The organism is Stenotrophomonas sp. YJH_SMC_91, assembly GCF_059368495.1.
The window spans coordinates 1-23,237 of sequence record NZ_JCAFRT010000002.1; the positions used below are offsets into that span (position 1 = coordinate 1).

Here is a 23,237-nt window from a genome sequence, read left to right on the forward strand (position 1 = left end):
AACCCCGCGCTGCGCGCGATAGTCGACTGACAGTCGACTCTACCCGGTCGGCTCCATTCAGACCGGCCCGGGCGACCACTGCCACCCGGGCCAGGCCAGATCTCAGCGCAGCGCGACCTTCGGGAAGTCCACCGGCACGTCAAACGCTACGTTGACGTAGTTGGTGAACAGGTTGAGCGCGACGTGGGCGAGGATCTCAACGATCTGCTCATCATCGAAGCCAGCCGCACGCAACGCCTGCACATCGCCATCGGCAATCTGCGCACGCTGCTCGACCACCTTCAGCGCGAAGTCCAATGCCGCCGAGGTGGCCGGATCGCTGGACTGGCCGATCTGCGCGGCGGCCATCTGCTCGCTGCTGGCACCGGCCTTGCGGCCCAGCGCGGTGTGCGCGGCCAGGCAGTACTCGCAGGCGTTGCGGTTGGCGATGGCCACGGCGATCTGCTCGCCCAGCAGCGGCGACAGTCGACCGTCGCCCAGCGCGCCGAACGCACCCCACATGCTCTGCAGGGCGGCCGGCGAGTTGGCTACGGCACGGAACATGGCCGGGGTGGCGCCGAAGGCGGCGTGGACCTGGCCCAGCAGGGCCTGACGGTCGGCGGTGGTATTGGCGGCATCGATCAGGGGGACACGGGACATGGTGGATCTCCTTGGGAAAGCGCCCGGAATTGGACGACCCGCTCATCCTAGGTAGACTCGCCGGACGAATCAGGCTCAATAAACCACATATGTTGTCCATTCATCCATGAACCTGTCCGCCGACGCTTCCGCACCCGACCGCCTCTCCTCCCTGCTGGAACGCTTCCGGGTGCAGGCCGCGCTGTTCCACAGTGGTCCGCTGTGCGGGCGCCACGTCTTCGAGCCGCAGCCCGGTCGTGCCTTCCTGCACATCCTGCGCCAGGGTGAAATGGAGGTCCGTCATCCCGGGGGCGATATCGCGCTGCCCCGGTTGAAGATCGACACACCCAGCCTGCTGCTGTATCCGCAGCCGCTGCACCATGTGTTCTTCAACGCACCGTTGGATGGCCCGGATTTCACCTGCGCCACGCTGGACTTCGATGGCGGCGCGCGCAATCCGATCGTGCAGTCGCTGCCACCGGTGATGGTGGTGCCGCTGGCGGCGATCGGCGAACTGGATGACACCCTGCACCTGCTGTTCGCCGAGGCCGATCGCCAGCGCTGCGGTTCACGGCTGCTGACCAACCGCCTGTTCGAGGTGGCGCTGATCCAGATCCTGCGCTGGGTGGTGGACCACCCGGATGCGGCGGGCGTCAGCCATGGGCTGATGCGCGGGCTGTCCGATGCGCGGCTGGCCCGTACGCTGGTGGCGATGCAGCAGGCGCCGCAGGACGAATGGACGCTGCCGCGCATGGCTGCGACTGCCGGAATGTCGCGCAGCGCGTTCGCGGCCGTGTTCAAGGAGGTGATGCAGGCGACGCCGGCCGCTTATCTGCTGGACTGGCGGCTGAGCCTGGCCTGCGCGCAGCTGCGGGCAGGCGTGGCGGTCAAGCAAGTGGCGATCGAGCTGGGGTTTGCCGATACCGCCTCCCTGTCGAAGGCGTTCCGCAAGCGGCTGGGAGCGTCGCCGAGGGCGTGGCTGGTCGCGAGCGCCGCGCAGGCTGGGTAGACGCGCGAGGGGTAGAGTCGACTGTCAGTCGACTGTCGCGCGAAGCGCGGGGTTTTCGTTGTCTGACCGAAGAGCAGTCGACTGACAGTCGACTCTACCGAAGCGCATTTTCGTGGCCTGACCGAAGGGCAGCCGACCAGCGGTCGGCTCTACCACGGGCGATGTCTGCGCGCCGGTTGGCCGCTCAACTGGACGTTCCGTCATTCTCGCTGTCGAAGGCGTTCCGCAAGCGGCTGGGGGCCAGGCTGGGCAGACGCGCGAGGGGTAGAGTCGACTGTCAGTCGACTATCGCGCGAAGCGCGGGGTTTTGGTTGTCTGATTGAAGAGCAGTCGACTAACAGTCGACTCTACCGAAGCGCATTTTCGTGGCCTGACCGAAGGGCAGCCGACCAGCGGTCGGCTCTACCACGGGCGATGTCTGCGCGCCGGCGGGCCGCGCAACTGGACGTTGCGTCATTCTCGCTGTCGAAGGCGTTCCGCGAGCGGTTGGGGGCCAGGCTGGGCAGACGCGCGAGGGGTAGAGTCGACTGTCAGTCGACTAACGCGCGAAGCGCGGGGTTTTCGTTGTCTGACCGAAGAGCAGTCGACTGACAGTCGACTCTACCGAAGCGGCATTTTCGTGGCCTGACCGAAGGGCAGCCGACTAACGGTCGGCTCTACCACGGGCGATGTCTGCGCGCCGGCTGGCCGCTCAACTGGAGGTTCCGTCAGACTTCGCCAACAACCCGGCGATGCGCTCGGCAACACGGGCGCGCACGCCTTCGTCCAGCTGGCCTTCGTACATTGCCTCGTAGATCCACAGGCCATCGGCGGCCAGCCGCGCCACGAAATTGTCGAGCGTCGTCGCATCGACATTCCCGGCCTCCGGTGCGGATGGTGCCCAGCGACGTACCGCCGGCCCCCACGGACGCTCATCGGCGTCCGGGTCGGCCGACTCGAGCATGAACATCAGCTCGGCACGGGTGGCACTCTGCGCCGAGACACGCACGAAGGTCTGGTAACGCTCCAACGCAGTGGCCTGCTCGGCGGTCTTGCCCAGCAACGCTTCCATCGACGTCTCCCAGGCATGCACCAGGTGTTCGTCGATGCCCCGCAGCAGCGCCTCGCGCGACGGGAAGTGATACAGCAGGCCACCCCGTGTCAGCTGGGCCTCGGCCGCCACCGACTCGAAGGTCACCGCGCGCACGCCGTCACGATTGATCACGTTGACGGCGGCGTCGAGGATGCGATCGCGCTTGCTGGTTCTCATCGCTTCATTTTACGCGATCGGCCGCGCCCTCGCGGCTGCCGACGCGGCCGCGCAGCAGGCGCGCGATGATCGCCGCGCCCAGCGCCAGCATCGCAGTGATCACCAGCAGCACGATCTGGTAGCCGCGGTCATACGCGGCCGCAGCCAGCACGAACCACTCGCCCTGCCCGCTCTCGCGCGCGGCATGCAGCGCCTGGGTGAAGCCTTCGCGGGCCAGCGCGGGCATATCGGCCGAGACCGGCAGGAATGCGCTGTACATCGCCGCGCTCAGGCTGCCCAGCATCGCCACCGCCAGCAGGCCGCCGAACTCGTAGGACACTTCTTCCACCGACGAGGCCATGCCTGCCCGATGTGCCGGCACATTGTTGAGGATGGCGGTGGACGCCACCGAGATGGCCGAACCCATGCCGAAACCGGTGATCGCCATGCCCGCCACGACCCAGCCGAGCCCGTGCGGGAAGCCGAACGCCACCACGCCGACACCCAGCGCGCCCGCAGCCAGGCCGCCGCAGATCAACGGACGCAGTCCGACCCGATGCAGGATGCTGCCGCCCAGCAGCGCACTGGGCAGGCTGCCCAGCGCTGCCACCGATACCAGCAGCCCCGCCTGCAGCGGCGTAAAGCCCGCCACCAGCTGGAAGCGCTGGGTGGTGACCAGCTGCAGGCCGGCCATCGCGAACAGGGTGAACACCGCCGACAACGTGCCGGCCAGGAACGCCGGGTTGCGGAAGATCGCGAAGTCCAGCAGCGGGTACGGCAGCTGTTGCTGGCGGCGAGCGAACGCCGCGCCGGTCACCACGGCCAACAGCAGCGCAGCAGCGCCCAGTCCATACGACGGCGGCGTGGCGATCAGCGACTTGATCGCCAGCACGAGGCCGGAAAGTGCGGCCAATGCCAGCAGCGAAGAGACAAGATCCCAGGGCCGCGAGGTATCGCGCTGGCCTTCCGGCGCCAGCAGCAGCGTGGCCACGAATGCGACCACGACCACCGGCACGTTGATCAGGAACACCGAGCCCCACCAGAAGTGCTGCAGCAACCAGCCGCCGATGATCGGGCCAAGCGCCGCACCGACGATGGCCACCGAGCCCCAGATCGCAATGGCGATGTTGCGCTCGCGCTCCTCATGGAAGCTCAGGCCGATCAGCGCCAGCGTGGCCGGCATCATTGCTGCCGCACCGACCGCGAGGAACGCGCGCGCGGCAATCAACTGCGCTGCAGTTCCAGCGAAGGCCGCCGCCAGCGAGGCAATGCCGAACACCACAAGGCCGATCAGGAACATGCGGCGGTGGCCGATGCGGTCGCCCAGCGTGCCGGCGCCCAGCAGCAGACCGGCCATCACCAGCGGATAGGCATTGATGATCCACAGCGCCTGCCCGGCACTGGCCGAGAGTTCCTCGGTCAGCGTGGGCAGTGCGGTGTAGAGCACGGAGTTGTCCAGCGTGACCAGCAACAGGCCGGCAGCGACGGTGAACAACAGTGCCCAGCGACGGGCACGCGACAGGGCCGGAGCACCGGCCAAGGGCTGGGACAGAGCCATGGGACAACCTGATGGGGTGAAGTAAGGCCATAACTATACAGGATGTCCTGTATAGTTATGGCCTTGGGAGCCAACCGATTCAGCTTTTGTAGAGGCTGGCTTGCTCGGTTGAACCTCCAGCCAGGCATGGCCTGGCTCTACTGAAACGGGCCTGCGGTGGCCGGGCTCTACTGGTGAACGTCTACCGGCAGTCTTCCGGCAACGCGGCGATCGCCGATACCACGGCCCCCTGCATGCCCTGCCCCACGGCCATGTCCAGCTCCCCACCAGTCCCCCCATGCTGGCGCCGCAGTTCGTCTTCGCATACCCCGCGCACCCGCGAACGTGCATTTGCCCGCAGGCTGCTGCAACGCCAGTCGGAACCACCCAGCGGCAGCACCGAGTACACCACGCTGTTGCAGGCGTTGCCGGCGCGCTGCTGCAACGACAGCCCACCGAAATCGCGTGGCTCGCTGCTGCGCTGCGGGTCGAAATAGCTGTCGGGGAAGGTACGCGCGTACTGCTCGATGTCCACCGCCATGCTGCGTCCACCGCCCAACGGCATCTGCAGCGGCTGGCCGCACTGCGTGGCATCGGCGCGATGCTGGATGTACTGGTAGATCGGCCGGTTCAGCGATGGATCCTGCTGGGTCACCGCGCTGACCGCCGCCAGCACCGGCAGTGAGGCACGATTGGCCATGCGCGCCAGCAATCCCGCCTGCGCCGGCTGGCAGCGATCACGCAGAGTTGCCGCGAGCAGGAACAGCACGTCGTTGCGGAACGCATGGTCGTCGCCCAGGTACTGTTCGATGCGCTGGCTGGCATCCGGCGCTGGTGCCGGAAACGCCACCGCCGGCGGCGCGGTGGGTGCAGACTGCCGTTGCCACCACACCAGCAGCGCGACCGCCGCCAGCAGCCCCCCGGCAGCAATGATCCAGCGCCTGCGCATCAGTTGTGGATCGCCGTGAGCGTGGCCGCTGCCGCATCGTAGGACGCGCTGGCGATATCCGCATCGAAACGCTTCACCTGCAGACGCCCGGCAAGCCGGTATGGATCCCAGAGGTCGCCCAGCGCGATCGGCGTGGCCAGGGTCACGTGGATGATCTGGTTCGGTGGTGGTGGCGGCACGTGGATGCACGCCCCATAGAACGGTACGAACAGCAGTTCATCGACCAGGCCTGCATCGTTGGTGCCGAGCGGTACCACGTAGCCGTCCAGGTCCACGGCGCGGCCGTCTACGGCATCGACCACACGCGAGGAGCCGAACTGCTTGGCGCGATCAGGGCTGGAATGGTCGATCTCCTGCCCCGGTGGCGTGCCGGAGCCAGTGTCGTCGATCAGGCCGCCCACGCCGTCCATGCCATTGCGTGACAGGCCGATCTGCGGCGGCGGGCGCTGGTAGGTGATTTCGTCGGGCCGCAGTGCATCCCAGCGGTCGACGGGCGCTTCGGCCATGGCCGAGGATGCCGGTGTGTCCTGCGGCGCGACCGCAACGGTGTCGCTGCCCGGCGACGTGCAGCCCGCCAACCACAGGCATCCCAGCATGAGCAGCAGGTGGCTACGGTTCATAGGGCCTCAGCTGTGCGTCACGCATGGTGTAGGCCGAACCGGCCAGATCGTCTTCCAGCCGTTCGGCGTGCAGGGTGCCGGCCAGGAAGAACGGCGAGTACATGTCCGGCATCTCGATCGGGCGTGGCAGCACCACGTGCACGATCTGGTTCGGTGGCGGTGGTGGCACGTGGATGCAGGCGCCGTAGTACGGCACGAACAGGAATTCAGTCAGTCGTCCGTCCTGCGCGTTCGCCAGGGGTACCACGTAGCCTGGCAGGCGCACCGGACGCTGCAGTACCGAATCCACCGTGCGGAAGGTGCCGAACTGCGGCATGCGCCGGTTGCCGTTGTGCTCCACTTCCGGGCCCTCGCCCCGCTCCAGCGCGGCCAGCTCGTCCCTCGGCATCATCTGTAGCCAATCCAGCTCCTGCTCTGCAGCGTCTGCAGGATCACCGCGATCGACCACCGGCGAGGGCGGCAAGGCCTGCACGCCGGTATCCACCGGCTGCTCACAGGCGGTCAGTGCCAGCACCATCGGCAACCACAGCATCCAACGCATGCTCAGCCTCCCGGTGAAAGGCCATCGGCCACGGTGCGCCGGTAGGCCAGCCATGCCGGCACGAGCCCGGCCACGGCGCTGATCAGCAGCACGCCCGCAACCCATGCCAGTTCGCGGCCATCCGGCCAGACATGGGTGATCGACAGGCCGAAGGTGGCCAGCACCCAGCCGCGACCGGCACTGCTGGCGGCCACCAGCAGTGACAGGGCCAGCAGGCCGGCCACGGCACTGGTCGCCACCGCCTCGACCACCAGCAGGCCGGCGATGTAACCCGGCCGCGCACCGGTGGCACGCAGGATGGCCATCTCACGCCGCCGCTCCTGCAGGGTCGAGACCAGCAGCGCCACCAGGGAGACCATGCCCAGCAGTACCACCATCGCACTGATCAGCTGCAACGCCCGCTCGGCGGTGCCCAGCGACTGCCACAGCTGCTGCAGGGTCACGCCGGGCAGGATCGCCAGCATCGCCTCGTCCGGATACTCGTTGATCCTGCGCTGTACCGAGAACGTGGCGATGCGCGAATTCAGGCCGAGCATGAAGGCGGTGATGCTGGTCGGAGTCAGGTCCAGGTGGCGCGCCTGCTCGGCGCTGACGCGCTGGCTGCGCAGCTGCACGCCCGATCGCCAGTCGACATGGATCGCTTCGATCGCCGGCAGCGAAACCAGCAGCGACGAATCCACCGGCGTGCCGGTGCGCTGCAGGATGCCGGCAACACGGAATGGCTTGTCGGCATGCGTGGCCAGCGTGACCGCGCCGGTGCCGTGTGCCAGCACGATCTGGTCACCGAGGCCGACCTTCTGCGCGCGCGCCACCTCGGCACCGATCACCACGTCATACAGATCATCGAACGGCCGTCCGTCCGCGAACGCAAGCGCGTGCCCGGCGCCGTAGCGGTAGTGCTCGAAATAGCCATCGCTGGTACCGACCACGCGGTAGCCGCGCCAGGAATCGCCCAGCGAAAGTGGCACCGCCCACTTCACCTGCGGCAACGCGGACAGCTCCTGGTAGGACTGCCAGGACACGTTGTTGGTCGGGTCACCGATATGGAACACCGAGTACAGCAGCAGGTTCACCGGCCCCGAACGCGCACCGACGATCAGGTCGGTGCCCGACACCGTGCTGGCGAAGCCTTCGTGTGCCTGCGTGCGCACGCGCTCGACGCCCAGCAACAGCACCACGCTGAGGGTGATGACCAGCACGGTCAGGCCCACGCTCAACGCACGGCTGCGCAGGCTGGCCCAGGCAAGCTCAAGCATGGCCGGCACCTGCCTGGTTGATCTGAGACAGGGCAATCGTGCGGTCGAACAACGGCTGCAGGCTGTCGTCATGGCTGACCACCAGCACCGTGGTGCCGGCCGCCTCGCACTGCGCCGACATCAGCTTCAGGAACGCGGTCGCCGCGTCGCGGTCGAGCGCCGAGGTCGGCTCATCGGCCAGCAGCAACGCCGGGCGGCCGATCAGGGCGCGTGCCGCCGCCACGCGTTGCTGCTGGCCAACACTGAGCGTGCCTGCGCGCCGCTGCATCAGCGCCGGATCCAGCTGCAGGGCCTGCAGCAGGCGGGCGATCTCGGCATCCAGCGGCCCACTGATGCGCGCGCTGCGCAGGCGCGAAAAGCGCAGGCCCAGCGCGATGTTGTCGCGCACGCTGAGGAACGGCAGCAGGTTGAACTGCTGGAAGATCACGCCCAGGTGGTCGGCGCGGAAGCGGTCCCGCGCGGCACCGCGCATCGCCTGCAGCGCGTGGCCGGCCACCTCGACACGGCCCTTGCCGGGCAGCAGCACGCCCGCCAGCAGGCCCAGCAACGTGCTCTTGCCACCGCCACTGAACCCGCGCAGCAGCACGCTGCTGCCCTGCTCGATCCATAACCGCGGGATGTCCAGCACCCGCTGCATGCCGTAGCCGAACTGCACGTCTTCCAGCGAGATCACCGGTGCCGCGCTCACGGTGCCAGCACCACGCGCAGGTTGTCGGGCGTCAGCACGCTGCGGTTCTGGCCATTGGCGGTTGCGCTGTTGACGATGACTTCGTGCAGGCCGGGGAATAGTACGGGCAGGCGCACGACGATGGCGCGCAGCGCGGCAGGTTTGGCACAGTGGTACTGCAGCGTTGCGCTGAACCCTGCGTGCCGGTGCTGTCCCGGCGGCGGCGCGGTGGCCGTCGCGTCGAAGCCCTCTGCATCGGCTTTACCGGTGGCCAGACGGCAGCCCGCAGCGGTGGGCAAGGTGACCCAGCTGCCGCCCTTCAGCACTGTCGTAGCCCGTGCCAGCGCGGCCTGCTCGGCTGCATTGGCCGGCGGTCGCTCGTAATCGAGGATGCCGATACCGGGGGCCTGCAGGGCGAATTCCAGCGTCTGCTGGTCAAGCGCAACATCGACGGTCGCCTGGCCGTGCACGTGCGGTGCGTGCTGGCGGATGTCATGGGCCTGCGCGGCACTGGCAGCCAGCAGCAGGAAAAGAGCAGCAGAACGCTTCATGGGGGAGGCTCCAATTGTTACTATGTAACATTATGGACCACATCCCCACGACGCCCGCAAGGGCCCTGGCCCAGCCGCCAACTTCGGCACGCTGGCACCCCCGCTTCGATCTTGCCGGTGCTTGGCTGTCCATGGCCTGCGCCGCCCATTGCATCGCCCTGCCCCTGCTGCTGGCCTTCGTGCCGGCCGCGATGATGGCGCTGCGCTCGTTCCAGCATCCCGGCCATGGCGCGATGACATTGCTGTTGATGATGTCGCGCTGGGAATGGCTGTTCGCGCTGCTGGCCTCGTCGCTGGCCTTGGCGAGTACCTCGGCCGGGGTGCACCGGCACGGGCGCTGGCGGCCGGTGCGGCTGGCCTGCGCCGGCGCCATCCTGCTGCTGTCGGCCTCGCTGTATCTGCCGCTGAAGGAATCGCTGCTCTGGCATGGCGTGGCGACAGCCAGCGGTGGCGTGCTGCTGGCATGCGCGCACATCGGCAACCGGCGCGCGCTGCGCACCCGCTGACACCGGCCGCGGGTCGGCAGCCCCGGGGACCCGGCAGCCGGCCAGCGGCCGGCTCTACCCATCCGTACATGGGCCACGCATCAGGTGATACGCATTTGGTAGTGCCGGCCGCTGGCCGGCAGCCCCAAGGACCCGGCAGCCGGCCAGCGGCCGGCTCTACCGATCTCTATTCGTCGAACGGACGCTGGCCGAGCGTCTGCGTCACGTGGTCGACGAAACAGGTGATGCGGGCGGCCAGCGCGGTGTTGCGGTAGTACACCGCGTTGATCGGCTGCCGCACTTCCTGCGTCTGCCTGGCGAACAGCTGCACCAGGCGGCCATCACGCCGGTCCTGGCGGGTCAGGAAATCAGACAGGCAGGCGATGCCCAGTCCGGCCACCGCCATCTGCCGCAGTGTCTCGCCACTGGATGAAGCGATCGCGGGCTCGATCACGAAAGGCCCGCCATCGGCATCCTGCAGCGGCCATTCGTTCAACGAACTGGGCTGCGTGAAGCCCAGCAGGTCGTGCTCACGCAGCTGCTCCACGCGCGTGGGCGTTCCCTGGCGGCGCAGGTATTCGGGGCTGGCCACCACCCGGATGCGGCTGTGGCCGATCGGCCGCGCATGCAGGGTCGAATCGCGCAGCACGCCAATGCGGAATGCTACGTCGGTGCGCTTCTCGATCAGGTCGGTGATGCCTTCATTGGAATTCAGCTCCAGCTCCACCTGCGGGTAGCGCTCACGGAACCCCTCAAGCAGCGGCACGATCACGTGCAGCATGAACGGCGTGGCGGCGTCCACGCGCAGGCGCCCGACCGGCTGCAGCCGCCGCGCGGCCATCTGTTCCTCGGCCTCGTCCACCGTGGCCAGGATCGTGCGCGCGTACTCCAGGAACGCCGCGCCTTCCTCGGTCAGTTCGAGCCGTCGCGTGGTCCGTCGCAGCAGCGTGGTCTGCAGCTTGTCCTCCAGCCGCGCCAGTGTGCGGCTGGTGGCGGAGATGGTCAGTTCCAGCGCCTCGGCCGCCGCCGTGATCGAACCACTGTCGACCACGGCCACGAAGGCCTTCAGCTCATCCAGGGTGGTTTTCATTTTTTACCTCGACGCAAAAGCGTTTCCCGTATACACGGCTTAATCAACAAATGTAAAGCGCCCACACTTCGCCCTGCCCCGAGCCCACCGGCTCTCAACGAAGTCCCTGGAGTCCATCATGAGCGTTCCTTCCTTTGGCGTCGGCACCTTCCGCCTGACCGGCCAGACCGTCATCGACTCGGTGCGCAACGCCCTCGAGGTTGGCTACCGTGCGGTCGATACCGCGCAGATCTATGGCAACGAAGCCGAAGTCGGCCAGGCCATCGCCGAATCCGGCGTTCCGCGCGACCAGCTGTTCCTGACCACCAAGATCTGGGTGGACAACTACGCTGCCGACAAGCTGATCCCGAGCCTGCGCGACAGCCTGGCGAAGCTGCGCACCGACTACGTCGACCTGCTGCTGATCCACTGGCCGGCGCCGGGCAATGGCGTTGAACTGCGCGAGTACATGACCGCGCTGGCCGAAGCCAAGACGCTGGGCCTGACCCGCCAGATCGGTGTGTCCAACTTCAACATCGAGCTGACCCGGCAGGCCATCGAGGTGGTCGGTGCCGGCGAGATCGCCACCAACCAGATCGAACTGAGCCCCTACCTGCAGAACCCGGCACTGACCGCCTTCCTGCAGGACCAGGGCATCACCGTGACCTCCTACATGACCCTGGCCTACGGCAAGGTACTGAAGGATCCGGTGCTGGCCGCCATCGCCGACAAGCACCAGGCCACCGTGGCCCAGGTCGCGCTGGCGTGGGCGCTGCAGCGGGGTTACTCGGTCATTCCGTCCTCGACCAAGCGCGAGAATCTGGCCAGCAACCTGCTCGCCCAGGACCTGCACCTGGATGCCGATGACATGGCCGCGATCGCTGCACTTGACCGCAACGGCCGCGAAGTCGATCCGCCGGGCCTGGCCCCGGCCTGGGACTGAGGAGCCTGGCCATGGGCAGTGCGTTGGCGCGGCTGCAGGCCGGTGGTTTCAGCATCGGCATCGAAGCACCGCTGGACAATGACTGGACGCCGCTGGGCGAACAGGCACGACGCGCCGCACGACGCCTGCCCGGTGAACCGGACCTGCAGCGCCATGCGGAACTGGCACGGTTGGCCGACCGCCTCGGCTTCCGTGCGCTGTGGGTACGCGACGTGCCGGTGTACGACCCGGCCTTCGGCGATGCGGCGCAGGTGTTCGAGGTATTCAGTTACCTCGGCTACCTGGCCGGCATCACCAATGACATCCTGCTGGGCACCGGTGCGGTGGTGCTGCCGATCCGTGAGCCGTTGCTGACGCTGAAGTCGGCGCGCAGCGTGCAGCGGCTCAGCGGCGACCGCCTGTTGCTGGGCGTGGCCAGTGGCGACCGCCCGGTGGAGTACCCGCTGTTCGGCCGCGACTTCGACAGCCGTGGCAGCCGTTTCCGCGAGCAGATCGCATTGCTGCGCGAAGGCGCCGCCGCGCACCTGCCGCAGGGCCTGGACGTACTGCCCGCCGATGGCCCGGCCCTGCCGTTGTTCGTGGCCGGCCTGGCCCAGCAGCAACCAGCGTGGATCGGCCAGCACATGGATGGCTGCCTGGCCTACCCGGGCACGCCGCAGGACCATGTACAACGCGTGGCGGCCTGGCGCGCCGTGGCCGGCAACAAGCCCTATGCCAGCTTCATCCACCTGGACCTGGTGGCCGATGCCGATGCCCCCCTGCAGCGCTGGCGCTTCGGCCTGCGTGGCGGCCGCAACGCCCTGCTGGCCGAGCTGCACGCCATGCAGGCGGCCGGTGTCGACCACATCGGCCTGCAGTTCCGCCGCAACGAACGGCCGTTGGCCGAGACCTTCCACGAAATCGCCGAGTACGTGCTGCCGCACTTCCCGGCCCATGCCGGCGCCACCGCGACGGCCTGACAGTTACCGGAGCTTTGCCATGAAGATGAAGACCCTGGCCGCGCTTGCGCTGGCCACCCTGCCGCTTTCCTTCCAGGCCACCGCCGAGGAGTGGTATCCCTCTGCCTACGGCGCCAATGACGAGATCGGCGCGGCCAACCTGCTCACCGCTGACGTGGTCAAGCACGCGGTCTCGCTGGTCAGGACCGGCAAGACCTATCCGCTGGCGGTGCCGGTGGACAAGAACCTGCCCGCGTTCCGCCACCGCAGCTTCCGCCTGTACAACGTGCAGGTCGGCCAGCAGGCCGGCAAGTCGCTGGGCCCCAACAAGTTGACCTTCAACGATGAACTGGTGAACGCCTGGACCGGCGTTGGCACCCAGCTCAACGGCATCGGCCATATCGGCATCGACAACGTCTACTACAACGGCAACAAGGCTGCTGACTTCGTCACCGTGGACGGCGTGCGCAAGCTCGGCGTCGAGAAGGTGCCGCCGATGGTCACCCGCGGCGTCGTGCTGGACATGACCGCGTACTACGGCAAGGCGATCGTGCCCGGCGGCACCGAGTTCACCGTGGCCGACATCCAGGCCGTGCTGAAGAAGCAGGGACTGAGCCTGCGCAAGGGCGATGTGGTGCTGTTCAACACCGGTTGGCTGGAACTGATCGGCAAGGACAACACGCAGTTCCTGGAAGTGGAGCCGGGTATCGGCATGGAGGCCGCGAAGTGGCTGGCCGACCAGGGCATCGTCGCCTTCGGTGGCGACACCTGGGCCTCGGAGGTCTACCCGAACCCGAACGGTGCCGAGGAGTTCCCGATCAACCAGTACATGCTGGCCAAGCGCGGCATCTACAACCTGGAGCTGATCGACAGCCGTGCCCTGGTGCGCGACAAGGCCTGGGAATTCCTGTTCGTGCTCGGCCAGCCGCTCTACGTCGGCTCGACCCAGGTCAACATCAACCCGGTGGCGATACGATGAACACTGCCCCCGCCTTGCCGTTGTTCGCCGGCCGCCGCTTCCGCGTCAGCTATGACGGGCTGGCCGCCGACAATGTCTACAGCGCCGATGGCCGCCACGTGCAGTACGCCATCGTCTCCGGCGCCTATGCCGGTGCGCAGGGCGAAGCCGCCTGCGAGTGGCAGCAGATCAGCGAAGGGGTCTATGCCATTTCGTGGCAGGAAGCCGATGGCGCAACGGTCGTGCATGTCGATGACTTCGTCGGCGGGCGTTCACTGGCCTGGTTCACCGCCACCGATGGCAGTTTCCATCGCATGCAGGGGCCGTTGGCAGCACTGTGATGCCGGCCAGCGGCCGGCGCTACCCCCTGCGGCCGGACAGCTTCGCGTGCCGCTCCGGTAGTGCCGGCCGCTGGCCGGCAACCCCGGTCTGCTCGAACACCCCGGCCACCCAGTCGATGAACACCCGCAAGCGTGGCGACGGCGTGCGGTTGCGCGGGTAGACCAGGCTCAACGGGCTTGCCGTCGGCGGCGTCTCAGGCAACAGCTCGACCAGCTGCCCGCGCGCGATATACGGGTCCATCCGGTAGCGCGGTGCCTGGATGATGCCCAGGCCCGCCAACGCGGCCCCAAGGAATGCATCCGCGCCGGAAACACGCACCCGCGCCTGCAGCGGCACGTAGCGCACCTGTCCCGCCTGCTGGAACTCCAGGGGGATCAGCTGGCCGGTGGCGCTGGAGCGGTAGCCGATCATCTGATGGCCTTGCTCCAGCGATTCAATGGTATCGGGCAGGCCGTGCGCCTGCACATAACCCGGCGCGGCCACCGTGACCTCGCGCAGCATCGTCAACCGGCGCGCCGCCAGATCGCTGTCGGCCAGCGTCCCCACCCGCAGCGCCGCATCCACGCCTTCGCGCAGCAGGTCGACATAGCGGTCGCCTTCACTGACGTCCAGCTCGATCTCCGGGTAGCGCTGCAGGAATTCCGGCAGGTGCGGAAACAGCAGGTGCCGGCCCAGCGTGCCATGCACTTCAATGCGCAGCGGCCCGCGTGGCGGGGCATCACGGAACGCAGCCTCGGCATCGTCCATGTCGGCGATCAGGCGCAGGCAACGGCCATAGAAGGCCTCGCCTTCCAGGGTCGGCACCACCAGCCGGGTGGTCCGGTGCAGCAGGCGCACGCCCAGCCGCTGTTCCAGCGCCTTGATCGCGTCGGTCACCGTGGCCCGCGGCAGGCCCAGGTCCTCGGAAGCCCGGGTGAAGCTGCGGCGCTCGACGATACGGACGAAGGCGCGCATGGCCGTGAAACGATCCATTGTTCGGCTGTCCGGATGATGTTGACGGATTATGCAGGATTATTCGAAAGGACAATCTCGCGAAGATGGCCCTGTGCCACTTCGGCGCGCCCCAGTGGAAGCCACCATGACCCTCTCCCCCGCCCGCTCTGTCGCCCTGGTCACCGGCGGCTCCCGTGGCATCGGCGCCGCCATCTCCCGCCGCCTGGCCGCTGAAGGCCACGCGGTCGCGATCAACTATGCGGGCCGCCGCGACGACGCCGAAGCATTGGCGGCCGAACTCAGCGCGGCCGGCGCGCAGGCCATCGCGCTGCAGGCCGATGTCGCCGATCCGCAGGCGGTGCGGCAGCTGTTCGATGCCATCGAGGCGCGCTTCGGCGGTATAGACGTAGTGGTGAACAGTGCCGGCGTGTTGCAGCTGGCACCATTGGCCGATACCGACGACGCCCTGTTCGAGAGGGTGATCGGGATCAACCTGAAAGGCGCCTTCAACGTGCTGCGCGAGAGCGCGCGACGGGTGCGCGACGGTGGCCGCCTGATCACCCTGTCCACCAGCGTGGTTGGCATCAAGCTGGAGAACTACAGCGTGTATGCCGCCAGCAAGGCGGCGGTGGAGACGATGGGCGCGATCCTCAGCAAGGAGCTGCGCGGGCGCAACATCACCGTGAATGCAGTGGCGCCCGGCCCGACCGCCACCGACCTGTTCCTGGACGGCAAGTCGCCGGAACTGATCGAGCGGCTGGCGAAGATGAACCCCTTGGAGCGGCTGGGTACGCCGGAGGACATCGCCGGTGCGGTTGCCTTCCTGGCCGGTGCCGATGGCGGATGGATCAACGGCCAGGTGCTGCGCGCCAATGGCGGGATGGTGTAGTTCGCGGCCATCGCACACCGGTAGTCGCCCACCTTGGTGGGCGCTTCGCCGTCTGCCAACCAAGGTTGGCCTCTACCGGGCGGAGAGCCGGATATCGCCGTCAGCCCGTGCGGGCCTCGCGGCGGTGATGCACCCAGTAGTACAGCGTGGGCAGTACCAGCAGGGTCAGCAGCATCGCCGACAGCAGGCCACCGATCACCACCACCGCCAGCGGCTTCTGGGTCTCGGCGCCAATGGCATGCGAGGTCGCCATCGGCAGCAGGCCGAACATCGCCAGCAGTGCGGTCATCAGCACCGTGCGCAGGCGCTGCAGCGAGCCCTGCACCACCGACTGCAGCAGGTCCATGCCCTGCTCGCGCAGCTGGGCGAAGCGGCTGAGCATCACCACCCCGTTCAAGACCGCCTGCCCGAACAACGCGATGAAGCCGATCGCCGCCGACACCGACAGTGGAATCCCAGTCAACCACAGGGCGAGAATGCCGCCGATCATCGCCAGTGGCACGTTGGCCAGGATCAGCGCGGCGCTGCTGATGTCCTTGAAGGCATCGAACAGCAACACGAAGATGATCAGCACCGACAGCGGGATCACCCAGCCCAGCCGTTTCATCGCACGTTGCTGGTTCTCGAACTCCCCGGACCATTCCAGCCGGTAGCCTTCCGGCAACTGCACGCTGGCATCCACGCGCTTGCGCATGTCGGCCACCACGCTACCCATGTCACGCCCGGCGATGAAGATGCTCACCGCCTTGACCCGCTGTGCGTTCTCGCGCGAGATGTTGATCGCGCCGCTGGCCATGCGGAAGTCGGCCACCTCGGACAACGTCACCGTGTGGCCATCGCCGATGCCGACCGGCACCGTGCGCAGCCGTTGCAGGTCACGGTCGGCATCGTCCAGGCGCAGCGTGATCGGGAACCTGCGGTCACCCTCCCACAACTCGCCGACCTGGCGCCCGCCCAGTGCGGTCTCGATCACCTCGTCGATGTCGCGCACGTTCAAGCCATAGCGCGCAGCACGGTCGCGGTCGATCTCGATCTGCAGCTGCGGCAGTGAGCCGTCACGGTCGATGAAGGCACTCTCTACGCCCTCTACGCCACGTACCTGTCCGAGGATTGCCTGCGCCTGCTGGTTCAACACGTCCAGATCCGAGCCACTGACCTTGATCACCACCTGGCCCTTGATCTGCGAGATGCTCTCCAGGATGTTGTCGCGCACCGGCTGCGAGATCGAGAACTCCGGCCCTGGAATGCGCTGCTCCAGCGTGCGCTGCAGGTCGCTGACCAGCTGCCGCTTGTCCACCCCCTTCGGCCATTCCTTCTCCGGCTTCAACGCCACCAGCGCCTCGATCTGGTTGGCGCCCTTGGCATCGGAGCCGTCTTCGGGGCGCCCCAGCTTGGCCACCACCGTCGATACCTGCGGGAAGGTGCCGACCAGCTCACGGATGCGCCGCGACTGCTGCTGCGCCTCGGCCAGGCTGGTGCTGGGGTCAAGCGTGGCGGTCAGCCAGATCGAGCCCTCGTCCAGCTCCGGCAGGAACTCCGAACCCAGCCGGGTGCCCAGCGCGAGCGTGCCGGCCAGCAGCGCGACCGCGGTCAGTACCACCGCACGCGGGCGGGCCAGAGCGCGCTCCAGGATCGGCCGGTACCAGCCGGTCAGGCGGTCCATCAGCGGATTGCCGTCGCGCATGCGGTCGCGCCGCAGCCACCAGTAGCAGAACAACGGCACCACGGTCAGCGCCAGGATCAACGCACCGATCAGGGCCGAGGTCACCGAGTACGCCATCGGCGCGAACATGCGGCCTTCCTGGCGCTGCAGGGTGAAGATCGGGATGTGTGCGGCGATGATGATCAACATCGAAAAAAACGTCGGCCGCCCCACTTCCGATGCGGCTGAAAGAATGGTCGAGAACCGTGTCTTCCGGTCGGCCGCAGGGGGCAGCTTCGACAATCGCGAGACGATGTGCTCGGTCACGATCACCGCGCCGTCGATGATGATGCCGAAGTCCATCGCACCCAACGACAGCAGGTTGGCCGGCACGCCCCACAGGTGCAGGCCAAGGAAGGTCGACAGCAGCGCAAGCGGCATCATCGCCGCCACGATCAGTGCGGCGCGGGCGTTGTACAGGAACAGCCACAGCACCAGGAACACCAGCACCGCGCCTTCAAGCAGGTTGCTGAAGACGGTTTTCAGCGTGGTCGAGACCAGCCACGAGCGGTCGTAGAACGGCTCGATGCTGACCCCGTGCGGCAGCTGGTTGGCCTCGATCTCGGCGATGCGCGCATGCAGGGCGTCGAGCACGTCGGACGGATTCTCGCCCTTGCGCATCAGCACCATGCCGAACACCGCATCGTCATTGCCGTCCTGGCCGACCAGGCCCTGCCGGGGCAGGCCGGTGTCGGCGATGCCGGCCAGGTCACGCACCAGGATTGGCGTGCCCCCGCGCTGCGCCACCACCACGTTGCCGATGTCGGACGGCGAACGCATCAGGCCCACACCGCGGATCAGGAACTGCTGCTGGCCACGCTCGACGTAGCCGCCGCCCGCATTCGAGCTGCCCTTTTCCAGGGCCTCGGCGAATTCACCCAGGCTGATGCCGCGGTCGCGGAGCTTGTCCAGGTCCGGCTTGACCTGGAACGTGCGCGCGAAGCCGCCGAAGCTGATCACATCGGCCACCCCGGGTACGGTGCGCAGACTGCGCTCCATCGTCCATTCCTGCACGGTGCGCAGCTGGGTTGGCGTCATGTGCGGGCCTTTCAGCACATAGCGGTAGATCTCGCCTACCGCCGAGCTCATCGCCTCCAGTTCCGGGGTCACCCCTTCCGGCAGCTCCACGCCCTGCAGGCGCTCCAGCACCTGCTGGCGCGCGAAATAGTCGTCGGCCTTGTCGTCGAAGGTCAGGATGATCATCGACAGGCCGAACTGGGTATGCGAGAACACCCGCACCGAATGCGGAATGCCGGACAAGGCCACTTCCAGCGGCATCGTCACTTCGCGTTCCACCTCTTCGGCCGCGCGCCCGGGGTGCAGCGATACCACTGTCACCTGTGTATCGGACACATCCGGAAAGGCCTCGACTGGCAGCACGCGGAACGCGGCAATGCCAGCGCCGATGAACAACAGCAGCGCCAGCATCACCATCAAGGGCTGGCGCAGGCAATAGGCAATCAGGCGATCGATCATGGCGCGGCGTGCCCCGTGCCGGCGCTGGCGGCGGCTGGCGCGCTGTCGACCAGCTGCTGCAACAGCAGGCCGCCCTCGACCACCACCCTGCTGCCAACCGCCAGGCCGTCACGCACCCACAGCCGGCCATCGCCCAGTTCCTCGGCATGCACGGCATGGCGCACGTAGCGTCCCTTGTCCTCCTCCACGAACACCACCTGCTTGCCTTCGATCAGCAGCACGGCCGCATCGGGCAGCGAGACACCGCCGTCGGCCGGCAACGCCACCTGGGCGCGCACGTACTGCCCCGCCTTGAAGCCGCGTGTGCGGTTGTCCAGCTCGGCGCGCGCCTGCACCACGCGCCGTTCGCTGTCGACGAAGTCATCCACGTGCTGCAGGGTCGCCTGCAGCAGTTGGCCATCGGCACCAGGTACGCTCACCTGCATGCCCGCCTTCATGCGTCCGGCCAGGCTCTCGGGAACATCCAGCAGCAACCACAGGCGGTCCGGATCGCCAATCACCGCCAATGGCTGTTCGCTGTCCGGGCTGACCGCCATGCCCGGGCTCATCCGCCGCTCCACCAGCACGCCATCAATGGGCGCGCGCAGCGGCAGGCGCTGGTCGACGCGCTGGCCGTTGCCATATGCCTTGGCGAAGGCGGTTGCACGCGCATGATCGGCCTGGCTGCCGGCGAAGTTGGCCTCGGCCTCGTCCAGTTCGCGGCCCGACGCCACACCCGCCGCATGCAGCTCGCGGGTGCGCTCCAGCTCCTTGCGCGCCTGCTGCAGCTCGGCGCGGCCACGCACGCCCTCCGCCTGGGCCTGGCCGAACTCGGGCGAGGTGATCCAGGCAATCAATTGGCCGGCCTTCACTTTCTGGCCCGGCTGCGCCTCGATGCGCGCCACCTGCCCCGGCAACGGCGTGCGCAGTGCACTGGAACGGGTCTCGTCCCAGACCACCCGGCCCGGCAGCTGCAGGCTGGCGCTGGCGCCGGCGGTCACCGCCTCGCTGCGCAGCACGTCCAGCTGGCGGCTGCCGGCAGGAAACTGGATCTGGCCGGCACTGATCTGCGGCGCATCCTCAGTGTAGGACGCCGGCTCACGGCCGCAGCCGACCAGCAGGGCCAGCGCCAGCAAGGCCGGCAGCACGCCGTGTCGCGCCCGCGGGCGATGGGCGACGGGGGACTTCATCGGGACTCTCCTTCAGCAACGGATGTGGCCGCTTCCCAGCGCGCCAGGGCAATGGCATGGTCGACGCGCGCATCGATCAGCGCGGCCTCGAAGTCGCGCCAGCTGCGGCGCGCATCCAGCAGATCGGTCAGGCTGGCGGCGCCGCGCCGGTACGCCAGTTCGATGCCCTGCACCGCCTTGCGTGCGGCGTCGGACTGCAGTCCCTCATAGTCGCTGCGGCGCCGTGCGGCGGACTGCGCGCTGGCCTGCAGGTGGTCCAGCTCGGCGCGTGCTTCGCGCTGCAGTACCTGCAGCTCCAGCGCGGCGCTGTCACGGTCGGCCTCGGCACGCTGGATCGCGCCGCGTGCACGTGACGGGCCACCGAGCGGAATGGTCAATGACACACCCCAGGTGACGCCGCTGATGTCGGTCGGCTCGCGCTCGGCCTCCACACCCAGCTGGATGTCGCGATGGCGCTCACTGCGCGCCAGTGCCACACCGGCGTCGGCCGCGGCCAGGCGCGAACGTGCCGCGCGCAGATCGGCACGCTGCTGCGGGTCGAACGCACGCGTATCCACCCTGCCCGCGGGGTCTGGCCACGGATCATCGGCGCTGAGGTCATGGCTGTCGTCGCGGCCGAGCAGCAGCCCCAGCGCATGCCGTGCATCGCGCAGATCCAGGGCCGCCTCGCGCGCCGCGTCGGCTACGGCGAGATCGTCCACCGCCAGCCGCGCGCGATCCACCGGTGCCATCGCCCCTGTCGCGACCTGCTTGTCCGCCGCCGCCATCTGCTCGGCCGAACTCTGCCGGTTGGCATCAGCAATCCGCGCCCGCTCCTGGGCGCCCTTCAGGCCGAAATAGGTTTCATGCAGCGCCACCTGCTGGCGACGCCGCGCATCGAGCATCTCCAGCCCGGCCACTTCCAGCAGCGCGTCGGCCTGGCGGATGCGCAGTGCGCGCTTGCCACCACGTTCCCAGGTCCAGCCCAGGCCCACGGTGCTGTCCACCCGCTTGTCCTGCCAGCGCCCAGGGCCGATACCATGCTTGGGGCTGATCTTGCTGGTGCCGATCGACAGCTCGGTGGCCGGGCGCAATGCCGCCGTCTGCGCATCGCCCTGCACACCGCGCAGCTCCAGTGCCGCCGCGCGCAGGTCCGGGTTGTGTGCTTCCATTGCGCGCTGCGCTTCCTGCAGGGACAGCGCCGAAGCCGCAGGCGCGCACAGAAGCGTGGCCAGCACGGCCGCAAGACGAGAGGAGAAATTCATGCACGTCACGGTAAGGTGATGCACTTGCGCCAAACTTGCCCCAACCTTGCACGAAGCTTGCAATGCGAATCCTGCTGATCGAAGACGACGCCGCTCTGGCCGATGGACTGATCCGCGCCCTGCAGGGTGCCGGTCATCTGTGCGACCACCTCTCGCGTGGACTGCACGCGCCGGCGGCATTGGCCAGCGCACCGTATGACGTGATGGTGCTGGACCTTTCATTGCCCGACGTCGATGGCCTGGACCTGCTCTCGCGCCTGCGCAACGACGGCGCCACCCTGCCGGTGCTGATCCTGACCGCACGCGATGGTGTGGAGGACCGCATCCTCGGCCTCGACCGCGGTGGCGACGATTACCTGGCCAAGCCGTTCGCACTCGGTGAGCTGGAAGCCCGCCTGCGTGCACTGTCGCGCCGCCGCAGCGATGCACCGGCGCAGAAGCGATTGGGCCGGTTGTGCTTCGACAGCATCCGCAATGAAGTGCAGGTTGAAGGCCAGCGCATCGAGTTGACCGCGCGCGAGCTGTCGCTGGTCGAGGCACTGATGCAGCATCCCGGCCGCACGGTTACCAAGCAGCGCTTGTTCGATGCGCTGTACAGCTGGGACCACGAGGCCAACCTGTCGGTGATCGAGGTGCATGTCAGCCGCCTGCGCCGCAAACTGGAACAGGCGCGCGCCGGCGTCGGCATCCGCATGCTGCGTGGGCTTGGATACCGGCTGGAGGCCGTGGGTGACTGAGCGCGTGCACAGCCTGCGTGGCCTGCTGCTCAGGCGCCTGTGGCTGCCGCTGCTGGTGCTGCTGCTGTGCAGCGCAGTGGGTTCATTTGCGCTGGCCCGGTTCTATGCCGGCCAGGTCTACGACCGCTGGCTGCTGGATTCAGCGATGTCGTTGTCCGAACTGGTGACGGTGCAGGATGGTCGCGCTTCGATCGAGATCACCCCAGCCGTCTCGCGCATGTTCAGCTGGGACACCGCCGACGAAGTGCATGGCGAGGTGGTCGATGCCGAGGGTGGGCGTCTGTATGGCGACCTGCCCGAAGCCCTGCCCCGCCCCGCAATCGCAGCGGGAAATGATGACGACGCCATCTACTACGATGCACGTGTGCGTGGTCAGGCCGTGCGCATGGTCGAGGTGGTGGTCAGCGCCGGACCGGGCCATGACATCCGGCTGCGCGTGGCTGAGACGCTTCGCAAACGCCACCGGCTGGAGCGCAAGCTGCTGCTGACCAGCGTTCCCTTCCAGGCCGCGATCCTGGCACTGGCGGCGTGGCTGGCCTGGTCCGGTACAGGCGCTGCCGCTCGCCATGCCAACCTGGTTGCGCGGAAGCTGGCCAGCCCGCGGCCGGATCCGTTGGCACCGTTGGACCCCGCGCAGGAGGCGCCGCGCGAACTTTGGCCGGCGGTAGAGGCCTACAACGCGCTGCTGCAGCGTCTGGATGCGATGCAGGATGCGCAGCGGCGCTTTGTCAGCAATGCCGCGCACCAGCTGCGCACACCGCTGGCAGCGATGCAGGTGGAGCTGGAGAGTTCATTGCGCCAGCACGACCCGCAGGCCCAGCAGCTGGCGCTGTCCGGCACGCTGGCCGGGCTGGCCCGCTTGCAGCATCTGGTCAACCAGCTGCTGATGCTCAGCCGCTCGGAAGATCCGCATGGCAGCGCACTGCCACTGCAACCGATGGACCTGGCTGCGTTGGCACGCGGGGTGGTGGAGCGCTACGCCGACCGTGCGTTGGCGGCGGGCGTTGACCTGGGCTACGAGGGGCCAGACGACGGCGTGCAGGTGCAGGGCGATCCGCAGCTGCTGCGCGAAGCGTTGGGCAACCTGCTGGACAACGCGCTGCGCTACGGTGCCGTGCCCGGCGTAATCACCCTCGGCGTTCGGCAGGAGGCCGAAGGCGTGCAGGCATGGGTTGACGATGACGGCGCCGGCATTGCCGAAGCCGAACGCACGCGCGTCACGGAACGCTTCTACCGGGCCAGCAGCGAAGGCGATGGCTGCGGGCTGGGGTTGGCGATTGTGGCCGAGATCGCGCAGCGACATGGCGCGATCCTGATGATTGATACCGCCCCGATCGGTGGCGCGCGGGTGGGGTTGCGGTTCCGTTTCCGCTGAC

General features: G+C 67.9%; 23 protein-coding genes. 9 read left to right on the forward strand and 14 right to left on the reverse strand.

All coding sequences use genetic code 11. From position 1 onward, the window contains the following. Nucleotides 1-102: 102 nt before the first annotated feature. Entirely contained in the window at nucleotides 103-639 is a 537-nt protein-coding gene (locus AC5P5X_RS03620) for a carboxymuconolactone decarboxylase family protein (RefSeq protein ID WP_043033357.1), read from the reverse strand. A 106-nt stretch (nucleotides 640-745) separates the two neighbouring features. On the opposite strand from AC5P5X_RS03620, the gene AC5P5X_RS03625 reads away from it, so the two are divergent. After that, the gene (locus AC5P5X_RS03625; protein WP_099474072.1) at nucleotides 746-1,627 is read left to right on the forward strand and encodes an AraC family transcriptional regulator; all 882 of its coding nucleotides are present in this window, start codon (nucleotides 746-748) and stop codon (nucleotides 1,625-1,627) included. Between the two features lie 691 nt (nucleotides 1,628-2,318). Here AC5P5X_RS03625 and AC5P5X_RS03630 read toward each other — a convergent pair. The 8 genes from AC5P5X_RS03630 to AC5P5X_RS03665 all read right to left on the reverse strand — a co-directional run bounded on the left by AC5P5X_RS03630 (nucleotide 2,319) and on the right by AC5P5X_RS03665 (nucleotide 8,976). After that, the gene (locus AC5P5X_RS03630; RefSeq protein ID WP_111189727.1) at nucleotides 2,319-2,876 is read right to left on the reverse strand and encodes a TetR/AcrR family transcriptional regulator; all 558 of its coding nucleotides are present in this window, start codon (nucleotides 2,874-2,876) and stop codon (nucleotides 2,319-2,321) included. A gap of 4 nt (nucleotides 2,877-2,880) precedes the next feature. After that, nucleotides 2,881-4,413, reverse strand: coding sequence for an MFS transporter (locus tag AC5P5X_RS03635; protein WP_111189726.1), 1,533 nt, complete (start codon nucleotides 4,411-4,413; stop codon nucleotides 2,881-2,883). Nucleotides 4,414-4,594: 181 nt separating this feature from the next. Continuing rightward, nucleotides 4,595-5,341, reverse strand: a complete 747-nt coding sequence (locus AC5P5X_RS03640; RefSeq protein WP_111189725.1) for a hypothetical protein — start codon at nucleotides 5,339-5,341, stop codon at nucleotides 4,595-4,597. Then, on the reverse strand, nucleotides 5,341-5,961 hold the full coding sequence (locus AC5P5X_RS03645) for a DUF3299 domain-containing protein (RefSeq protein WP_106548594.1): 621 nt from the start codon (nucleotides 5,959-5,961) through the stop codon (nucleotides 5,341-5,343). The genes AC5P5X_RS03640 and AC5P5X_RS03645 overlap by 1 nt, the downstream gene beginning before the upstream one ends. Further along, nucleotides 5,951-6,502: a DUF3299 domain-containing protein gene (locus AC5P5X_RS03650; protein ID WP_111189724.1), complete on the reverse strand. Its 552-nt coding sequence runs from the start codon at nucleotides 6,500-6,502 to the stop codon at nucleotides 5,951-5,953. The genes AC5P5X_RS03645 and AC5P5X_RS03650 overlap by 11 nt, the downstream gene beginning before the upstream one ends. Before the next feature lie 2 nt (nucleotides 6,503-6,504). After that, nucleotides 6,505-7,758 (reverse strand): ABC transporter permease, encoded by a 1,254-nt coding sequence (locus AC5P5X_RS03655; protein WP_111189723.1) that lies wholly within the window; start codon nucleotides 7,756-7,758, stop codon nucleotides 6,505-6,507. Beyond that, on the reverse strand, nucleotides 7,751-8,446 hold the full coding sequence (locus tag AC5P5X_RS03660; protein ID WP_111118291.1) for an ATP-binding cassette domain-containing protein: 696 nt from the start codon (nucleotides 8,444-8,446) through the stop codon (nucleotides 7,751-7,753). Before AC5P5X_RS03660 ends, AC5P5X_RS03655 begins: the two co-directional genes overlap by 8 nt. Further along, nucleotides 8,443-8,976: a ZrgA family zinc uptake protein gene (locus tag AC5P5X_RS03665; RefSeq protein ID WP_111118292.1), complete on the reverse strand. Its 534-nt coding sequence runs from the start codon at nucleotides 8,974-8,976 to the stop codon at nucleotides 8,443-8,445. Before AC5P5X_RS03665 ends, AC5P5X_RS03660 begins: the two co-directional genes overlap by 4 nt. A 32-nt stretch (nucleotides 8,977-9,008) precedes the next feature. Between AC5P5X_RS03665 and AC5P5X_RS03670 the strand changes: the two genes are divergently transcribed. Next, entirely contained in the window at nucleotides 9,009-9,482 is a 474-nt protein-coding gene (locus AC5P5X_RS03670; RefSeq protein WP_044570295.1) for a MerC domain-containing protein, read from the forward strand. A 166-nt stretch (nucleotides 9,483-9,648) separates the two neighbouring features. On the opposite strand, the gene AC5P5X_RS03675 is transcribed toward AC5P5X_RS03670, so the two are convergent. Continuing rightward, on the reverse strand, nucleotides 9,649-10,551 hold the full coding sequence (locus AC5P5X_RS03675) for a LysR family transcriptional regulator (RefSeq protein ID WP_005413602.1): 903 nt from the start codon (nucleotides 10,549-10,551) through the stop codon (nucleotides 9,649-9,651). Between the two features lie 118 nt (nucleotides 10,552-10,669). On the opposite strand from AC5P5X_RS03675, the gene dkgB reads away from it, so the two are divergent. Genes dkgB through AC5P5X_RS03695 form a run of 4 tightly spaced genes read left to right on the forward strand, consistent with a single transcriptional unit; the run spans nucleotide 10,670 to nucleotide 13,710 of the window. Further along, entirely contained in the window at nucleotides 10,670-11,473 is an 804-nt protein-coding gene (gene dkgB, locus AC5P5X_RS03680; protein WP_012480407.1) for a 2,5-didehydrogluconate reductase DkgB, read from the forward strand. A gap of 11 nt (nucleotides 11,474-11,484) precedes the next feature. Continuing rightward, nucleotides 11,485-12,432 carry a TIGR03571 family LLM class oxidoreductase gene (locus AC5P5X_RS03685; protein ID WP_111189722.1) on the forward strand — a complete coding sequence of 316 codons (948 nt, stop codon included), beginning with the start codon at nucleotides 11,485-11,487 and terminating at the stop codon, nucleotides 12,430-12,432. A gap of 19 nt (nucleotides 12,433-12,451) precedes the next feature. Continuing rightward, nucleotides 12,452-13,390 (forward strand): cyclase family protein, encoded by a 939-nt coding sequence (locus AC5P5X_RS03690; protein ID WP_495215902.1) that lies wholly within the window; start codon nucleotides 12,452-12,454, stop codon nucleotides 13,388-13,390. Further along, nucleotides 13,387-13,710, forward strand: coding sequence for a MoaF-related domain-containing protein (locus AC5P5X_RS03695; protein WP_049471694.1), 324 nt, complete (start codon nucleotides 13,387-13,389; stop codon nucleotides 13,708-13,710). The genes AC5P5X_RS03690 and AC5P5X_RS03695 overlap by 4 nt, the downstream gene beginning before the upstream one ends. Before the next feature lie 19 nt (nucleotides 13,711-13,729). On the opposite strand, the gene AC5P5X_RS03700 is transcribed toward AC5P5X_RS03695, so the two are convergent. Then, nucleotides 13,730-14,683: a LysR family transcriptional regulator gene (locus AC5P5X_RS03700; protein WP_111189721.1), complete on the reverse strand. Its 954-nt coding sequence runs from the start codon at nucleotides 14,681-14,683 to the stop codon at nucleotides 13,730-13,732. Between the two features lie 106 nt (nucleotides 14,684-14,789). Between AC5P5X_RS03700 and AC5P5X_RS03705 the strand changes: the two genes are divergently transcribed. Further along, nucleotides 14,790-15,533 carry an SDR family oxidoreductase gene (locus AC5P5X_RS03705; RefSeq protein WP_062607191.1) on the forward strand — a complete coding sequence of 248 codons (744 nt, stop codon included), beginning with the start codon at nucleotides 14,790-14,792 and terminating at the stop codon, nucleotides 15,531-15,533. Between the two features lie 100 nt (nucleotides 15,534-15,633). On the opposite strand, the gene AC5P5X_RS03710 is transcribed toward AC5P5X_RS03705, so the two are convergent. The 3 genes from AC5P5X_RS03710 to AC5P5X_RS03720 are packed head-to-tail and all read right to left on the reverse strand — an operon-like array spanning nucleotide 15,634 to nucleotide 21,124. Next, nucleotides 15,634-18,711 carry an efflux RND transporter permease subunit gene (locus tag AC5P5X_RS03710; protein ID WP_111189720.1) on the reverse strand — a complete coding sequence of 1,026 codons (3,078 nt, stop codon included), beginning with the start codon at nucleotides 18,709-18,711 and terminating at the stop codon, nucleotides 15,634-15,636. Next, nucleotides 18,708-19,880, reverse strand: coding sequence for an efflux RND transporter periplasmic adaptor subunit (locus AC5P5X_RS03715; RefSeq protein ID WP_005413613.1), 1,173 nt, complete (start codon nucleotides 19,878-19,880; stop codon nucleotides 18,708-18,710). Before AC5P5X_RS03715 ends, AC5P5X_RS03710 begins: the two co-directional genes overlap by 4 nt. Then, nucleotides 19,877-21,124: a TolC family protein gene (locus AC5P5X_RS03720; protein ID WP_111189719.1), complete on the reverse strand. Its 1,248-nt coding sequence runs from the start codon at nucleotides 21,122-21,124 to the stop codon at nucleotides 19,877-19,879. The genes AC5P5X_RS03715 and AC5P5X_RS03720 overlap by 4 nt, the downstream gene beginning before the upstream one ends. Before the next feature lie 62 nt (nucleotides 21,125-21,186). On the opposite strand from AC5P5X_RS03720, the gene AC5P5X_RS03725 reads away from it, so the two are divergent. Next, complete coding sequence (locus AC5P5X_RS03725) at nucleotides 21,187-21,861, forward strand: response regulator (protein WP_005413615.1); 675 nt, start codon at nucleotides 21,187-21,189, stop codon at nucleotides 21,859-21,861. After that, nucleotides 21,854-23,236: a sensor histidine kinase gene (locus AC5P5X_RS03730; protein WP_099561434.1), complete on the forward strand. Its 1,383-nt coding sequence runs from the start codon at nucleotides 21,854-21,856 to the stop codon at nucleotides 23,234-23,236. The genes AC5P5X_RS03725 and AC5P5X_RS03730 overlap by 8 nt, the downstream gene beginning before the upstream one ends. The last annotated feature ends 1 nt before the right edge of the window (nucleotide 23,237 follow it).

Bases quoted from the DNA above. Each gene is read 5' to 3' on its own strand.
- AC5P5X_RS03620 (WP_043033357.1), bottom strand. From the start codon at position 639: ATGTCCCGTGTCCCCCTGATCGATGCCGCCAATACCACCGCCGACCGT.
- AC5P5X_RS03625 (WP_099474072.1), top strand. From the start codon at position 746: ATGAACCTGTCCGCCGACGCTTCCGCACCCGACCGCCTCTCCTCCCTG.
- AC5P5X_RS03630 (WP_111189727.1), bottom strand. From the start codon at position 2,876: ATGAGAACCAGCAAGCGCGATCGCATCCTCGACGCCGCCGTCAACGTG.
- AC5P5X_RS03635 (WP_111189726.1), bottom strand. From the start codon at position 4,413: ATGGCTCTGTCCCAGCCCTTGGCCGGTGCTCCGGCCCTGTCGCGTGCC.
- AC5P5X_RS03640 (WP_111189725.1), bottom strand. From the start codon at position 5,341: ATGCGCAGGCGCTGGATCATTGCTGCCGGGGGGCTGCTGGCGGCGGTC.
- AC5P5X_RS03645 (WP_106548594.1), bottom strand. From the start codon at position 5,961: ATGAACCGTAGCCACCTGCTGCTCATGCTGGGATGCCTGTGGTTGGCG.
- AC5P5X_RS03650 (WP_111189724.1), bottom strand. From the start codon at position 6,502: ATGCGTTGGATGCTGTGGTTGCCGATGGTGCTGGCACTGACCGCCTGT.
- AC5P5X_RS03655 (WP_111189723.1), bottom strand. From the start codon at position 7,758: ATGCTTGAGCTTGCCTGGGCCAGCCTGCGCAGCCGTGCGTTGAGCGTG.
- AC5P5X_RS03665 (WP_111118292.1), bottom strand. From the start codon at position 8,976: ATGAAGCGTTCTGCTGCTCTTTTCCTGCTGCTGGCTGCCAGTGCCGCG.
- AC5P5X_RS03670 (WP_044570295.1), top strand. From the start codon at position 9,009: ATGGACCACATCCCCACGACGCCCGCAAGGGCCCTGGCCCAGCCGCCA.
- AC5P5X_RS03675 (WP_005413602.1), bottom strand. From the start codon at position 10,551: ATGAAAACCACCCTGGATGAGCTGAAGGCCTTCGTGGCCGTGGTCGAC.
- dkgB (WP_012480407.1), top strand. From the start codon at position 10,670: ATGAGCGTTCCTTCCTTTGGCGTCGGCACCTTCCGCCTGACCGGCCAG.
- AC5P5X_RS03685 (WP_111189722.1), top strand. From the start codon at position 11,485: ATGGGCAGTGCGTTGGCGCGGCTGCAGGCCGGTGGTTTCAGCATCGGC.
- AC5P5X_RS03690 (WP_495215902.1), top strand. From the start codon at position 12,452: ATGAAGATGAAGACCCTGGCCGCGCTTGCGCTGGCCACCCTGCCGCTT.
- AC5P5X_RS03695 (WP_049471694.1), top strand. From the start codon at position 13,387: ATGAACACTGCCCCCGCCTTGCCGTTGTTCGCCGGCCGCCGCTTCCGC.
- AC5P5X_RS03700 (WP_111189721.1), bottom strand. From the start codon at position 14,683: ATGGATCGTTTCACGGCCATGCGCGCCTTCGTCCGTATCGTCGAGCGC.
- AC5P5X_RS03705 (WP_062607191.1), top strand. From the start codon at position 14,790: ATGACCCTCTCCCCCGCCCGCTCTGTCGCCCTGGTCACCGGCGGCTCC.
- AC5P5X_RS03710 (WP_111189720.1), bottom strand. From the start codon at position 18,711: ATGATCGATCGCCTGATTGCCTATTGCCTGCGCCAGCCCTTGATGGTG.
- AC5P5X_RS03715 (WP_005413613.1), bottom strand. From the start codon at position 19,880: ATGAAGTCCCCCGTCGCCCATCGCCCGCGGGCGCGACACGGCGTGCTG.
- AC5P5X_RS03720 (WP_111189719.1), bottom strand. From the start codon at position 21,124: ATGAATTTCTCCTCTCGTCTTGCGGCCGTGCTGGCCACGCTTCTGTGC.
- AC5P5X_RS03725 (WP_005413615.1), top strand. From the start codon at position 21,187: ATGCGAATCCTGCTGATCGAAGACGACGCCGCTCTGGCCGATGGACTG.